The organism is Acinetobacter sp. YH12200 (genome assembly GCF_013418175.1).
Taxonomy (GTDB): domain Bacteria; phylum Pseudomonadota; class Gammaproteobacteria; order Pseudomonadales; family Moraxellaceae; genus Acinetobacter; species Acinetobacter pseudolwoffii.
Window position 1 is genome coordinate 11725 of sequence record NZ_VPCO01000013.1, and the last position, 14737, is coordinate 26461.

Below are 14737 nucleotides of genomic sequence, written 5' to 3' on the forward strand. Positions count from 1 at the left end.
CAGTGAATCATTTATAGAAAAAGCCCACAGCGAATGTGGGCTTTTTTGTAGACTGATAAAGAGCAAGAATAAGAGCAGCATATGGAACTGATTTTCGCAGCAGCGCTGTGTAGCGTTGTGGTCTCAATATTATTAAAAGTCGCCAAAAACAGAGGGCTGAGTCCGATCTACATGATTAGCTGGAATTATGCCACCGCCAGCTTGTTGTGCTTTTTCTGGTTCAAGCCGGATATCCAGCATATTTCACCAAGCCAGACACCATGGTTCCTCATTCTGGCATTGGGTATTTTGCTTCCGAGCGTATTTCTGTTGCTGGCCAAAGCCTTAGAAAGCGCTGGAATTTTAAAAACAGAAATCGCCCAGCGGCTTTCTGTAGTCTTGTCACTGGCGGCGGCTTATTTTATTTTTCAGGAACAGTTTAATCAGCTGAAAATACTCGGTATTGCCCTAGGTATTGGCGCAGTACTGTGTATTTTATTTTCACATCGACAAGGAGCAGGACAGGGCAGTCAGGGCATGTTGTATCTGGGGCTGGTCTGGGTGGGTTATGCACTGATTGATGTATTATTAAAATATACAACCAGTTTAGGTTTGCAGTTCGCCGTTGCACTCAATCTGATGTTTATTTGCGCTCTGATCATGTCGATGGGCTATCTGTTAATCAAATATAAAAGCTTGGGCTCGATGCAGAATATCGGCGCTGGTCTGTTATTGGGTGTGCTGAATTTTGCCAATATTGCGTTTTATGTCAAAGCCCATATGTTGCTTAAGGATTCACCTGCGATCGTCTTTGCTGGCATGAATATTCTGGTGGTGGTATTTGGTGTGATAGCAGGTCTGGTATTCTTTAAAGAACGGCTCAAACCTGCAAGTACTCTAGGATTACTGCTAGGTCTCACTAGTGTGATTTGCCTAGCTTATGCAATGTCTGCTTGACATAAGAGGATGCAAATTCAATCGTATGTCGGAGCAGGTCACCTGCTTCGGCCAGTCCAAGCAATAAACCGGCCTGTTGGCAGTCTGGACAGTGCGGATAACGATGCTGTTGCTCTTTATAGTGCTGGAGATAAATTTTATCGCAATGATGGCATTCAAATTTCAGGGATTTGGATGTAAGGAGCGACATAGATGACCTCTATTGTTATTCTATTAGATGTCAATTAAATAAAGCAAAAAATAGGCCCGAATTGATATGGAAAGGGGCGCTTGACCCCTTTTATAGCATAAATTCCTTACAGTTTGGTGAAAATATCTTCAGCAGGTAGGCGTGATTTAGGTAGTTTGGCATTGAAATCATTTTCACTGCGATAACCCAAAGTCAGCAAGACAGAGGGAATTAAACCCTGTTCTGCGAGTTGTAATTCTTCACTAATTATCTCTTCATCAAAGCCGCCAATTGGTGTGGCATCGACACCTTCAATTCCGGCAGCCAAGAGCATCTGACCGAGTGCAATAAAGGTCTGGTTTTCAGCCCAACGCTGAATATCACCTTTTTCATTACGATAATAATGAATATAACCTGCACGGGTGTTTTTCTGACCTTCCTTGGCCGATTCATCTTTAAATCGGCCACTGAGATCATCGCGGTTCAATAAGTTTTCCAGATGCAACTCATTAATATCGGCTTTGGTGCAGAATAAAATGGTATGCGAAGAATCCAGAACTTTGGGTGCATTGTAGGCATAAGTACCGACCAAGGCTTTGGCAATGCGCTGTTTGGCGGCATCATGATCGGCAATAAAAAAATGCCAAGGCTGAATATTGATCGAAGAGGGTGCCAGACGCAAAATTTCTAATAAGCGCTCGAACTGTTCTGCCGGGATTTTTTTGCTAGGATCATAGGCTTTAGTGGTATAGCGGGTCTGTGTGATCTTGAGTAAATCCATCAATGGACTCCAATCTTTTTAAATAAACAGCGAGTAGAAGTTTTAAATATATACATTTTTCACATCCCCTGATTATTACAATAAAAAGGCATTAGGCAAAGCCTGTTCTGAGATGATCTTGAGCTGGATTCAAGCAAAACTTAGAGTTAAATCAGATTAAAATCCAGTTTTTGCCTATTGGCACTTTTAAGCGAGAAGCGTTTAATAAGAGGCATCGCCAGCAACATGCAAATAGGTTAGCGGATGCAAGTGACCAATTACTTTAAACACAAACTGAAAACCCAGCAGCAAATCGGCTTATGGATTGGACTGGCAGATGCCTATGGAACCGAGATTGCGGCAAATGCAGGTTATGACTGGCTGCTGATTGATGGTGAGCATGCGCCTAGCGATTTGAGAACGACTTTGTCGCAACTGCAAAGTATTGCTGCTTATCCCTCGCAAGCAGTGGTACGACCGCCTATTGGCAGCGTGCAATTGATCAAGCAGCTCCTCGATATCGGTGCACAAACGCTGTTGATTCCGATGGTAGAAACCGTGGAACAGGCCGAACTCATGGTCAGGGCAGTCCGTTATCCGCCTGAAGGAATTCGTGGCGTTGGTGCTGCACTGGCACGTGCCACCCGCTGGAACAGCATTCCAAATTATTATCAGACTGCACATGAAGAAATCTGTCTATTAATCCAGATTGAATCTGTGACCGGACTGGAAAATCTGGATGCTATTCTTCAGATCGACGGGATTGATGGCGTGTTTATTGGCGCCGTAGACCTGTCTGCTACCATGGGCTATCAGGGTGATCCGAATCATCCTGAAGTACAAAAAGCTGTAATTGATGCAATTCAGCGGATTCGTTCTGCAGGCAAAGCTGCAGGAATTTTGTCAACCCAGCATGAAGTGACGCAAAAATATATCGAACTTGGCACTGAGTTTGTTGCAGTCGGGGTAGATACCAGTGTTTTGATGAATTCATTGCGGGATTTGTTGGGAAAATATAAAACAGATATAAATGTAATTAAAACAAATACGGGATATTAATCATTTATCAGGTCTGAATGAATGGATTAGATAAGATTCTGAATGATTTTTAATCAGAACTTGTCTGCAATGATCTATTCATTCAAATCTAACAAGATGATTGTCTGTTTTTTGGCCTAACATAAGGCGTAATATGCTTCTTTCCTGAATGATGAGAAGAGCAGAACTGGACTTTTGCTGTCTGCTATTTGTTTTAATGGCCTTGTAGCAGCTGTGAATCATTTATAAAAGTGATATCTATCAAAGACAATTACCTTCATAAAATTTCTGTACAATCATTGTTTTAAAAATCAGGCAGGCATTATTTGTAATGACAATGTATGTTTGCTTTCATCAAAAATAAGGTGTATAGTGATAACACTTCGAGCGAGTATAGTTCTCGCTTTTATTATTTCTAGCTAATTGTGATTCACTTTTGGTTCAAGCTTGAGCTTGAATAACATCTAGTAACTACAGAATTATTATACAAATTTGGTTTTCTTAATCTCTTTGTACAGTCACAAAAAGCTCATTTTATGAGTAAATATTTTGAATATATTAAATGAATGGCATACCGCCACTGCCGTAAATGGTGGCGAAATTAATGTTAAACTGGTTCCTTTAAAGCGTAAACAAAACACTCAGGATGGTTTTATCTGGGTAGAAGTTGGAAAAATGATCCAGCTACAAACAGGTGAAGAAATCCTGTTTAACCTTGATGGTAAAAGTTTCTATACCGGTGTGAATAAGCTTTATCGTCTGTGCTAAGCAAACACATATCTTAAAAAAAGTGGCCGATTAATATCGCCACTTTTTTAGTTTTAGGCTTTCGAAATCTTGGTTTTCCTGAATTTCCAGTATCTCGGCACTGTCTTCCTTCCAGTCACCCAGTACGATTCTTTTTTTCTGACCTAGCGGATGAATGGCTGCGCGATGCGTATGGCCATGGATCAATACGTCAACGTCTTGTAATGCCAGCTCAACGGCCTGATCATTAACATCCATCACTTCATAGCTTTTAAACTGCTGCGCCTGATGACTTTGCTGACGAAAGCCATTGGCTAATTTTTTACGGAAAGACAGCGGTGTACGCTTTAATAAGCCTAGCAGAAGTGGATGCCGGATAATCTTTTTAAAGCGCTGATAAGCGATGTCATCGGTACACAGTGCATCACCATGTTCCAGGCGAAAACGTGTTCTTGCAATGTTCAGTTGGTCTATCTCAGGAAGCAGCTTTCCGCCAAATTGAGCTAAAAACTTGCTGCCGAGAACAAAATCCCGGTTGCCTGCCTGAAAATATACCTGATTGCCAGCCTGAATAAACTGTTTTAAGGCAGTGATAATTTCGTCCAGCCATGGGGCTGTATAGTCATCACCGATCCAGGCATTGAACCAGTCACCCAAAATATACAATCGGGTATTTTGATCTTGATATTTGGTCAATAAATCTAAAAACCCCCGAACAAGTCGAGGGTGATCAGGTGACAAATGTAAATCTGAGATAAACAGATAGGTCACGAATCTTTTCCTTTTATTCCTCTCTAGATCCCTCATTTATATGAGGGATTTTCCATTACACCGTTTTAAAGCATCGCTTTAAAACTCATAAAGAACGGAGAGGACGTTTTTTATTCAGAAATGATTTTTGCAGATTCAATTACCACATTTTCTAGTGGAACGTCAGCATGGTAGCCACGGTTGCCAGTACGAACGCCTTTAATTTCGTTGACAATGTCCATGCCGTCAGTCACTTTACCAAATACTGCATAACCCCAACCTTGTGCTGTTTTACCAGAATGGTTAAGGAATGCGTTGTTGCCAACGTTAATGAAGAATTGAGCAGATGCAGAATGTGGAGCTTGCGTACGCGCCATGGCAATTGTGCCCAAATCGTTAGTTAAGCCATTGTCTGCTTCATTTTCGATTGCATCACGGGTCGCTTTTTCTTTGAAGTTTTCATCCATACCACCACCCTGGATCATGAAACCATCAATCACACGGTGGAAAATTACGCCGTCATAAAAACCGTCACGCACATATTCTAAAAAGTTAGCCACTGTTTTAGGTGCTTTTTCAGCATTGAGTTCAAGAACAATACGACCTTTATTGGTGTTTAATTCGACTTGAGGAAAACTCATTGTGTAATCTCCTAATCATGGACGAGTGCCATGGTTTTTTCTGAATGAGTGAAGCATAAGCAAACTACAATCGACTAGGCAAGTAAAAACATTATTTTCTTTGTTAAAAGCATAAAAATAGTACCTTATTTATACGTTGATTTATCAAGGCATTTCAGATATTGCCCTATCAGGCACCCTATTTTGAATTGGCGTAAATTAATGATTTTACTGCTTGTACAGGCACTGATATTTTAGTTTCAGGCAACTCGCCGTATTTTCATTTTTTAAAATGGGTGAATTGAAATCAAATACCATAGTTAGCGGTTGAGAGATTATTCACCTCTAGTTAAACTAAGGAACTTTGATAATGAATATGCGTACAACCTGTGCGATTAAATATTCGTTAATCCCTTTTTAACTTTAGAAGTGAATGATTGATCATGAAGCCAAATGATGTTGTGACATCTCTGCCCGAGAACCCGACCCAAAAGAACAATGCAGTCGATTCAGTGCAGCAGCAAGAACAACAACCGGGCTTGGACTTTGTACGTCAGGTCATTACGGATGATTTAGCCGCTGGTCGTACCCAACAGATCGTCACGCGTTTTCCGCCTGAGCCAAATGGCTACTTACATATTGGCCATGTGAAAGCAATTTGCTTGAACTTTGGGATTGCTGAAGAATTCCAGGGTGTGTGTAATCTTCGTTTTGATGATACCAATCCGGATGCTGAAGAACAGGAATATGTTGATGGTATTGCCAATGATGTGAAATGGTTGGGCTTCCAGTGGGAGGGCGAGCCGCGCTATGCATCGAGCTATTTTGATCAACTTTATACATGGGCGGTTCAGCTGATTGAACAGGGTGATGCCTATGTGGATTTACAAAGCCCCGAAGACATCCGTTTAAACCGCGGTAACTTTGTCGAGCCGGGTAAGAACTCGCCACAACGTGATGCAACTGTTGCAGAGAATCTGGAACGTTTTGAGAAGATGCGTAGCGGTGAATATGCTGAAGGTCAGGCTGTTTTACGCGCTAAAATCGATATGACCTCACCGAACGTACATATGCGTGATCCGATCTTGTATCGTATCTTGCATTCAGCGCACCATCAGACAGGCGATACATGGAAAATTTATCCAATGTACGACTATGCGCATCCATTGTCTGATGCGATTGAAGGCATTACTCACTCGCTTTGTACATTAGAGTTCCAGGATCACCGTCCGTTCTATGACTGGGTGGTGGCAAAGGTTAAATCACCATCTGTGCCACGTCAGTATGAATCTAGCCGTTTGAACGTGGATTACACCATCACCTCGAAACGTAAATTACGTAAACTGGTTGAAGGTGCTCATGTGAATGGTTGGGACGATCCACGTATGCCGACCGTAGTCGGTATGCGTCGCCGTGGTTTTACACCTGAAGGTCTGCGTGATTTCTGTCAGCGTGTCGGTGTATCGAAAGTGGATGGCAGTATTGTGGATGTCGCGATGCTGGAATATTGCATCCGCCAGTCTCTGGAAAATACTGCAGCGCGTGGTATGGCCGTGTTAAATCCACTGAAAGTGACCTTAAGCAACTTGCCAGCAGATATGGATCTGACCCATTCACGTCATCCGAACGTGGATATGGGGGAGCGCGTGATTCCTTTAACCACTGAGCTGTTTATTGACCGTAAAGACTTTGAGGAAGAACCACCAAAAGGCTTTAAACGTCTGATTCCAGGTGGTGAAGTACGTTTACGTCATGCCTATGTGATCAAATGTGATGAAGTCATTAAAGATGAAAATGGTGAAGTGGTTGAGCTGAAATGTTCGATTGATCCTGAAACTTTGGGTAAGAATCCTGAAGGCCGCAAGGTGAAAGGTGTGGTTCACTGGGTATCTGCGACTAAAGGTGTGCCTGCCGAAGTCCGTATTTATGAACGTCTGTTCACTGAGTCGGATCCTGAAGTGGGTGATGACTTCCTGGCCAACTTGAACCCTGAATCCTTAAAGGTGGTTCAAGCCGTGATTGAGCCGGCATTGGCGCAAGCTCAACCGGAAGATCGCTTCCAGTTTGAGCGTGAAGGTTACTTCGTTGCCGATCAATACGATCATAATAGCAAGAAACCAGTATTTAACCGTATTCTTGACTTGAAAGACAGTTTCAAGCCAGGCAAATAATCAGGTTTAAATCAGATATTAAAAGCCCAACTTCGGTTGGGCTTTTTCAATACAGCAGGGAAAATGCCATGATTGTGCGTGATAAAAACAATAGTATCGGTTTACTGTTTGCCTGGCAGGGCACAATTTTGCCTAAGGTATTGCCGGCTTTAGTCTTGGTGGTCTTTATTTCCGGCCTACTGGTCTATTTGAGTCAGGCACATTTTGTGAATCTTCCTGCCGTACCCGCAATCGGCTTTACCATTTTTGGTGTGATTCTTTCGATCTTTCTCAGCTTTAGAAATACGGCATGTTATGAGCGCTGGTGGGAAGGGCGCAAGCTCTGGGGAGCGCTAATCGCCACCACACGTCATTTATGCCGGGACAGCCATGTGCTGGATGATCAGACCCGCGAGGTCTTGTTATATCGCATGATGCTGTTTAGCCATCTGTTGCGTGACCGGCTCAGACAGCAAGTACAAAGTATTCAGCATTACCAAACAACCACGCATTTTGAAAATATGGCATTCGATCAGTTGCTCGTGCAAATCAATCCTTCACAATGGGTGCTGGAACAGATGCAAAAGGAGTTGGTTCAGCAATATAAGCAGGGCAACATCAGCGATATTATTTATAACAATTTGAATCAGCATACTGTGGCCTTGGGCAATATTCAGGCCGGTTGTGACCGGATACTGTCGACGCCATTGCCATTTTCTTATTCGGTACTGTTACATCGTGCAGTGTATTCGTTCTGTTTTATTTTGCCTTTTAGTTTGCAGGCCAATCTGGGCCTGTGGACGCCGATTCTGGTCGGGTTGATTGCTTATATGCTCTTAGGCCTAGATGAGCTCAGTGCTGAGCTAGAAGAGCCTTTTGGGCTACAGGATAATGATCTGCCACTCGATTCAATGGTACGACTGGTAGAGCGGGAAACCTTAAGCTCTTTGGGTAAAGGTTTACCTGAAGCGATTCAGGCCAAAAAAGGTTATTTAACCTGATCTGTTCCTTTTAATATCAAAGTTTAAACCCGAACTCAAAATTTCTTACTAACAAAAAATCATCGGCAGGCTGAGCTTTAAATTAACGATGTTTAAGATTAGTCAGGTCTGACACTTTCGTTTTAGCCTGATCTTGCAATTCACGGTATTGTTGCAAACGCAGATTGGCTTTATCTCTAAGCTTCTTCTTGATGTACAAGGCCAAGGCAAAACTCGTCGTGGTCAGGGTCAGGAACATGCTGTTCATGAAACTCATCATCGAGCTGATATAACCAATCGTGGTCAGGCGATTCATCATATAGATCACTTGCGGGCTGCTTTCTACGCCGGTAATCGCCCAAGTACACAGATGTTCGCAATTATTGATAATCAGATGATAATTATTTTCATGCATTCTGGAACGCATGCGACGCACAACTTTACGGCCTTTATATTTCGCTGAGTCATAATGTTGCACATGAATCGCTTTGCCATGACTGAATTTTTCAATAGAGGTTATTTCAATGGGGCGTTTCTTAAATAAATGTGCAAAGCCCGAATAATGAATAACACGACCACGTCCAGCGTATATCCCATGATGGGTATAACCGAAATGTTTAACCATAAGGTGCGCTCCTATGGGAAACCGTTTAGTCTGTTGCATATCAGAATTAAGCCATTTAAAAAAGCATTGTAGTTTAATAACAAGTGTACTGCCTTTTGCTAAATTAATCGACGCTTTGCTTGAGTTTAGGCAGACAAGCAATAGGCGTATGCAGCAAGTGACTTGATCACCTGTATGGCAGAATTCAGATGAACATCTGTTCAGCAACACCTATAAATAGCCTAAGCTAACTTTTACATTTCAATAAAATCAGAAAAAGTGAGAGGAAGAAGTGTTCAGATTTATTACCAATTACTCAACAGAAGGCAGAAGGTTGTGTAGTCGGATTTATACAATTGAACTCTCTAAGTTTGGTTCTTCTTCAATGTAATTAAAGCGACAGATATAAAAAAAGCACCTGGTTACACAAGTGCTTTTTTTGATCAGGCTAGAGCCTTTGCCGATTACTGCAAGGGCAAGTGTTGAAGTTCATTCAGTTCCTTACGGCTATAGCCGCGTGATACAAGAACCTTTTTGATTCCGATGATGATCTCTTCATCAGTTGCTTTAGACAAAGCTTCAAGAAGCTGTTCATTTGTCTTGAAAGAGCAATCATTTTCTACACAAGCAATCTGATTCTTGTGTTCATTGTGTTGTTCCACAGAAAACAACTTTTGCCAAAAACTCATAGAGCCTTCATACAACAACCTAACATAGAGTGAAATATAGCCAATTAAATAAATAAAGCAATAGGACCTATGTGATAAAAGCAGCAGTTAGTCTTTAGAATTTCCGATTGAAGCTCAAAGAGCTAACGATATTTTTAGCTGTACAAATGATAATTTGTTATTAAGTTAATGATTTAAGATATAAAAAAAGGAATTTCGAAAAACTCCTTTTTTGTAACAAGAAAATAAATTGAAACAAATTCTTTATCTTCTTTCTAACAATACGCCCGTTTCTACATGGTGTGTATATGGAAATTGATCAAACATAGCGAATTTGCTGATTTTATGGGTTTGAGACAACTGTTTCAGATTGTCATGCAATGTGTCTGGATTGCAAGAAATGTAAATAATGCGTTGGAAGCGCTGTAATAGTTTAAGCGTTTCATCATCAATACCGGCACGCGGTGGATCGACAAATACCGTATCAAAGTCATAAGTCGCAAGATCAATATTGGCTTCTTGCAGGCGGCGGAACACACGCTCGCCGTTGTAAGCTTGGGTGAACTCTTCTGCAGAAAGACGCGCGACCTGAATGTTCTCAATCTGGTTTTGCTCAATATTCCACTCAGCCGCATAGACTGAAGATTTGGCTAACTCGGTTGCCAGAACACGGCGGAACTTGGTCGAGAGTGGCAGGGTAAAGTTACCATTACCACAGTACAATTCCAGCAAGTCTTTATCTGATTGTTCTGCTGCATCACATGCCCATTCCAGCATTTTTTGGCAGACTTGCGCATTTGGCTGGGTAAAGCTGCTTTCAATCTGTTTATATTTGTAGCTACGATCAAAAACCGACAGTTCTTCTACCACATATTCATCAGACAGGACGAATTTCTGGCCACGGCTGCGACCGATTAACTTGATATTTAACTGTTCTGCTAGCACCTTGGCTGCCGGTTCCCAGCTTTCATCCAGTTTGCGATGATAAATCAGTGAAACCAGTACCTGACCACTCAAGGTCGCCAGAAAATGTACTTCAAACAGGCGTGTCGATAATACTGGATCGGCTTTAAGCGCTTGCAGCAATTTAGGCATCAACTGATTGATATTCAGGTCTGCAATCGGAAATTCATCAATACGGATGACTTTTTTCTGCTGATCCTCATTGCGTTCAAACATGGCATAGAACATGTCATCATCAGTATGCCAGATCCGAAATTCAGCACGCATGCGGAAATATTTTTCAGGAGACTGGAATACTTCGAGGGCAGGTGGTTGATATTCGGCAAACTGAGCGCTGATGCGTTCAATTTTGGCATCGAGTTGTTGCTGATAAGATGAAGTCATATGCAGTAAGAAGTCGCAAATATTTTAAAGCGCAAATGGTAGCAAATAATTGCTGATCTGCCTAAGCCTATTGTGGCTGAGCGGCTTTAAAAACTGCATAAAAAAGACCAAACCCTCTGAGGAGAAAAATTTGGCCGTAAAGAGGAAATCATGAACAGAAAAATGACAAGATGATTCGATTAATTTAGAGATGACTCATCGTCATCAAACTGGCATTGCCACCGGCTGCTGCCGTATTGATGCTAATGGCCCGTTCAAGCACCAATCGCTCCACCGGAATGTCATGATTGCCTGAGTTTAAATGCGTGATTCCTACAATGGGGCCTTTTCGAGCCGCAATACGCTTCTGTAAATCAATCAATTCCGCAGCATCACCATGATGTAATACAGCATCAAATTCCCCACTTTCAATGTCTTGAATCACTTTGAATCGGGCAGCAACTGCTTTTGGCATTGTTTGTAGATATTTCAGCACAAAAGTATTTTCAGCCAATACTGCAGGGCGACTGCCGACCGATAAAATGGCCAAAATTTGCTGAATCTGGTCTTGCTCGGTGTGCGCCAAAGATAGAACACTTTCACGTGGCAAGATCATGTACTGGTTTTCTTCGCCGGTTGGACCTTGCAAACTAAAGCTTTGTCCGGTCGCAATCTGGCTGGGTGCTTTTAAGGAGATTGTGGGGAAAGTTTTAGAGGCCCAAGCCTTAAATTCCTGGACTGGTTTGTGTTCAATAGGGGCTTGATCAGATCGCATGGCATAAGGCTGCGCCAGTTTCTTCTCGGAAAGCTGCTGCATTAAACGGTAGATGTAAAGCGGCCCACCAGCTTTAGGGCCAGTACCGGACAAGCCTTCACCACCGAAAGGCTGAACACCCACAACTGCACCGACGATATTACGGTTGATATACAAGTTACCGACTTCTGCTCGCGCAATCACGGTTTGTATGGTTTCATCAATACGTGTGTGTAAGCCCATGGTCAGACCATAGCCTTTGCTGTTGATCTGTTCCAATAACTGTTCCAGTTCACCATATTTATAGCTGATCAGATGCAGCACCGGACCAAAGACTTCACGCTCCAGATCGTTCAGGTTTGGAAGTTCAATCAATGTTGGCGGAATAAAGGTGCCTTGGGTTAATTCAGTCTCATCTTGGTCAAACATCAGTTGATGGACTTTGTGACCTTTGCTGCGCATCTGCTGAATATGCGTCTGAATATTTTGCTGGGCCTCAAGATCAATCACCGGACCAATATCGGTTTTTAATAAAATCGGATTGCCGACTCTTAACTGCTGCATGGCACCTTTGAGCATCGTGCGCACAGCATCCAGGTTATCTTCTTGCACACAGAGCACACGCAAAGCAGAACAACGCTGGCCGGCACTGTCATAGGCAGAATTAACCACATCAAGCACCACTTGCTCAGTTAATGCAGATGAATCGACAATCATGGCATTTTGACCGCCGGTTTCAGCAATCAGGGTCACACTTTCGCCAAACTGGTTCAGACGTTCTGCTACAGTTTTTTGCAGAATATGGGCGACCTCGGTTGAGCCGGTAAACATGATACCCTGAATGCGTGAATCTGCACTGAGCTGCGCACCAATGCTTTCACCTTGACCCGGCAAGAGCTGTAAGACGTCTTGCGGAATGCCAGCTTCCCATAAAATCTGCACCGCTTGTGCAGCAATCAGCGGGGTCTGTTCTGCCGGTTTGGCGATGACGGTATTGCCCGCGACCAGCGCTGCTGAAATCTGGCCGGTAAAAATTGCCAACGGGAAGTTCCATGGACTGATACACAGCACGGTACCCAAAGGTTGAATCTGTGTATTTTCAGCTAAATCCAACATCTGACCGGCATAGTAGCGCAAGAAATCTACCGCCTCCCGGACCTCGGCAATGGCATTGGCATAGGTTTTGCCAGCTTCACGGGACAGAATCACCATCAGTGTCAGCAAACGCTGTTCCATCAGATCCGCGGCTTTATTCAGGCAGGCTGCGCGCTCATTTTTCGGCAGATTGGCCCAGAAAGCTTGTGCAGTGACGGCCTGGGTCAAGGCAATTTCAGCCTGTTCCTGAGTCGCTTCATAGACTGTACCGACTACATCCTGATGTTGGGCCGGATTAATAATCTGCACTGCATTGCTGCTATCGCTCACTGTAAACGCCGTTCCCATGGCTGCTGCCTGGAATTGTGTATGGGTCAGACTGGCAACGACTTCATTTAAGGCGCTCAGCTCTGCATCATTGGCCAGATCCAGACCCGATGAATTAATACGTGTGCCATACAGATCTTGCGGATAAGGAATATGCGGATGCTTGGCACCGATCATGACTTCCTGCTGTGCAGCTTTTAAAATCGTTTGTTGTGGATTCTCAATCAAATCTTCGATATTTAGGGTTTTGTCGGCAATCCGGTTGACAAAAGACGTATTTGCGCCATTTTCCAGCAAACGACGCACCAGATAAGCCAATAAGGTTTCATGATTGCCGACTGGCGCATAAATGCGACAAGGGACACCGAGTTTATTCGCCGATTTGTCGCCCACCACATTTTCATACAAGGGTTCGCCCATGCCATGCAGACACTGGAATTCATATTGACCCGCATAATACTGCTCAGGTTGCGCCAGTTGGTAAATCGTGGCCACCGTTTGTGCATTATGGGTGGCAAATTGCGGATAGATATAATCCGGTTCAGCCAATAATTTACGCGCACAGGCGATATAAGATAGATCGGTATGCACCTTACGAGTGAATACCGGATAGTCCGACATGCCTTCAATCTGTGCTTTCTTGATCTCGCTGTCCCAATAGGCACCTTTGACCAGACGAATCATCAGGCGTTTCTGACTACGTTTGGCCAGATCAACAATATAATCTACCACATAGAAACAGCGTTTTTGATAGGCTTGAATCACAAAGCCAATGCCTTTCCAGTCTTGTAATTGCGGCTCAAAACACAGGCGTTCAAGCAGTTGCAAGGAAATTTCCAGACGGTCAGTTTCTTCGGCATCAATGTTTAAACCGATATTGTACTGTTTCGCCAAGACCGCGAGTTTAAGCATTTTTCCATACAGTTCATCATGTACACGATCCATCTGTGCGCGCTGATAACGCGGATGCAGGGCAGAGAGTTTGATGGAAATGCCCGGGCCATCATAAACGTCTTTATCCTGCGAGGCTTGCCCGATGGCATGAATCGCTTGCTGATAATCCTGATAATAGCGTTCCGCATCCGGATCGGTCAGTGCTGCTTCACCAAGCATGTCATAGGAATAACGAAAGCCTTTTTCTTCCAGACGTTCTGCATTTTTCAGCGCCTCATCAATGGTTTCACCCGTCACAAACTGTTCGCCCATCATGCGCATGGCAACATCGACGGCCTTACGGATAATGCCGCGACCACTGCGCGCCAACAGGCCGGTTAATAAACTGGACAGGCTTTTTTGCTGTGGGGTTTCCATTAATTTACCCGTCAGCATCAAGCCCCAGGCTGCGGCATTGACAAACATCAGCTGGCTTTGACCGAGATGTTCTTTCCAGTTGCCCTGATTGATCTTGTCGCGGATCAGCAGGTCACGCGTGGCTTTGTCTGGAATACGCAGCAAGGCTTCGGCCAGACACATCAGGGCAATGCCTTCCTGAGAAGATAGGGAAAATTCCTGTAATAATCCTTGTACGATGCCCGCTTTACCGCCTGAATTTTTACGTTCACGCAAGGAATGCGCCAGATCAAAGGCAAGCGCTTGAATCTTGTCGCTGAGTTCGGAGGAAATTTCACTATGCAGCAAGAGTTCTTCGACGCATTCAGTTTCCGCACGGCGCCATGCAGTGTTGATACGTTGTTCGTATTCATTTTTATCTTTGAATTCGGCGATATAATTTGGCTGCTTCATGGCATCTGAACCATAGGTGGGGCTTAGTGTGGTCGGCATAGTGACATCCTGTACTGCTGCAATCAGATCT

The 14737-nt window shown here is 43.5% G+C and carries 13 protein-coding genes; 5 read left to right on the plus strand and 8 right to left on the minus strand.

Annotated features, from left to right (window positions below; all coding sequences use genetic code 11):
- Nucleotides 1-81 precede the first annotated feature (81 nt).
- Entirely contained in the window at nucleotides 82-936 is an 855-nt protein-coding gene (locus tag FTU90_RS09880; RefSeq protein ID WP_180072516.1) for a DMT family transporter, read from the plus strand.
- Here FTU90_RS09880 and FTU90_RS09885 read toward each other — a convergent pair.
- Both FTU90_RS09885 and nfsB read right to left on the minus strand, forming a co-directional pair.
- Complete coding sequence (locus tag FTU90_RS09885; RefSeq protein WP_180072518.1) at nucleotides 899-1126, minus strand: hypothetical protein; 228 nt, start codon at nucleotides 1124-1126, stop codon at nucleotides 899-901. The two genes, FTU90_RS09880 and FTU90_RS09885, sit on opposite strands and share 38 nt — an antisense overlap.
- Nucleotides 1127-1232: 106 nt before the next feature.
- Nucleotides 1233-1886 (minus strand): oxygen-insensitive NAD(P)H nitroreductase, encoded by a 654-nt coding sequence (gene nfsB / locus FTU90_RS09890; protein ID WP_180072520.1) that lies wholly within the window; start codon nucleotides 1884-1886, stop codon nucleotides 1233-1235.
- A 243-nt stretch (nucleotides 1887-2129) separates the two neighbouring features.
- Between nfsB and hpaI the strand changes: the two genes are divergently transcribed.
- Together hpaI and FTU90_RS09900 are read left to right on the plus strand one after the other, a co-directional pair.
- Nucleotides 2130-2924, plus strand: coding sequence for a 4-hydroxy-2-oxoheptanedioate aldolase (gene hpaI, locus FTU90_RS09895; protein ID WP_180072522.1), 795 nt, complete (start codon nucleotides 2130-2132; stop codon nucleotides 2922-2924).
- Nucleotides 2925-3452: 528 nt separating this feature from the next.
- A complete protein-coding gene (locus FTU90_RS09900; protein WP_005096740.1) occupies nucleotides 3453-3671 on the plus strand; it encodes a hypothetical protein in 219 nt (72 codons plus the stop codon).
- 30 nt (nucleotides 3672-3701) lie between these two features.
- Here FTU90_RS09900 and FTU90_RS09905 read toward each other — a convergent pair whose 3' ends face one another.
- Together FTU90_RS09905 and FTU90_RS09910 are read right to left on the minus strand one after the other, a co-directional pair.
- The gene (locus FTU90_RS09905) at nucleotides 3702-4421 is read right to left on the minus strand and encodes a UDP-2,3-diacylglucosamine diphosphatase (protein ID WP_159138156.1); all 720 of its coding nucleotides are present in this window, start codon (nucleotides 4419-4421) and stop codon (nucleotides 3702-3704) included.
- 110 nt (nucleotides 4422-4531) lie between these two features.
- Entirely contained in the window at nucleotides 4532-5041 is a 510-nt protein-coding gene (locus FTU90_RS09910) for a peptidylprolyl isomerase (RefSeq protein WP_005171140.1), read from the minus strand.
- Between the two features lie 422 nt (nucleotides 5042-5463).
- Here FTU90_RS09910 and FTU90_RS09915 point away from each other — a divergent pair, with 422 nt between their 5' ends.
- Together FTU90_RS09915 and FTU90_RS09920 are read left to right on the plus strand one after the other, a co-directional pair.
- Nucleotides 5464-7191, plus strand: coding sequence for a glutamine--tRNA ligase/YqeY domain fusion protein (locus FTU90_RS09915; protein ID WP_005171137.1), 1728 nt, complete (start codon nucleotides 5464-5466; stop codon nucleotides 7189-7191).
- Between the two features lie 68 nt (nucleotides 7192-7259).
- Nucleotides 7260-8171, plus strand: coding sequence for a bestrophin family protein (locus FTU90_RS09920; RefSeq protein ID WP_005096746.1), 912 nt, complete (start codon nucleotides 7260-7262; stop codon nucleotides 8169-8171).
- A gap of 82 nt (nucleotides 8172-8253) precedes the next feature.
- On the opposite strand, the gene FTU90_RS09925 is transcribed toward FTU90_RS09920, so the two are convergent.
- The 4 genes from FTU90_RS09925 to putA form a co-directional block, all read right to left on the minus strand.
- Nucleotides 8254-8814, minus strand: coding sequence for a lecithin retinol acyltransferase family protein (locus FTU90_RS09925; RefSeq protein ID WP_034608524.1), 561 nt, complete (start codon nucleotides 8812-8814; stop codon nucleotides 8254-8256).
- A 404-nt stretch (nucleotides 8815-9218) separates the two neighbouring features.
- A complete protein-coding gene (locus FTU90_RS09930) occupies nucleotides 9219-9443 on the minus strand; it encodes a hypothetical protein (protein WP_005096749.1) in 225 nt (74 codons plus the stop codon).
- Nucleotides 9444-9686: 243 nt separating this feature from the next.
- Nucleotides 9687-10769, minus strand: coding sequence for a tRNA (uridine(54)-C5)-methyltransferase TrmA (gene trmA / locus FTU90_RS09935; RefSeq protein ID WP_159138155.1), 1083 nt, complete (start codon nucleotides 10767-10769; stop codon nucleotides 9687-9689).
- 184 nt (nucleotides 10770-10953) lie between these two features.
- A complete protein-coding gene (gene putA, locus FTU90_RS09940) occupies nucleotides 10954-14706 on the minus strand; it encodes a trifunctional transcriptional regulator/proline dehydrogenase/L-glutamate gamma-semialdehyde dehydrogenase (RefSeq protein ID WP_180072524.1) in 3753 nt (1250 codons plus the stop codon).
- Between the last annotated feature and the right edge of the window lie 31 nt (nucleotides 14707-14737).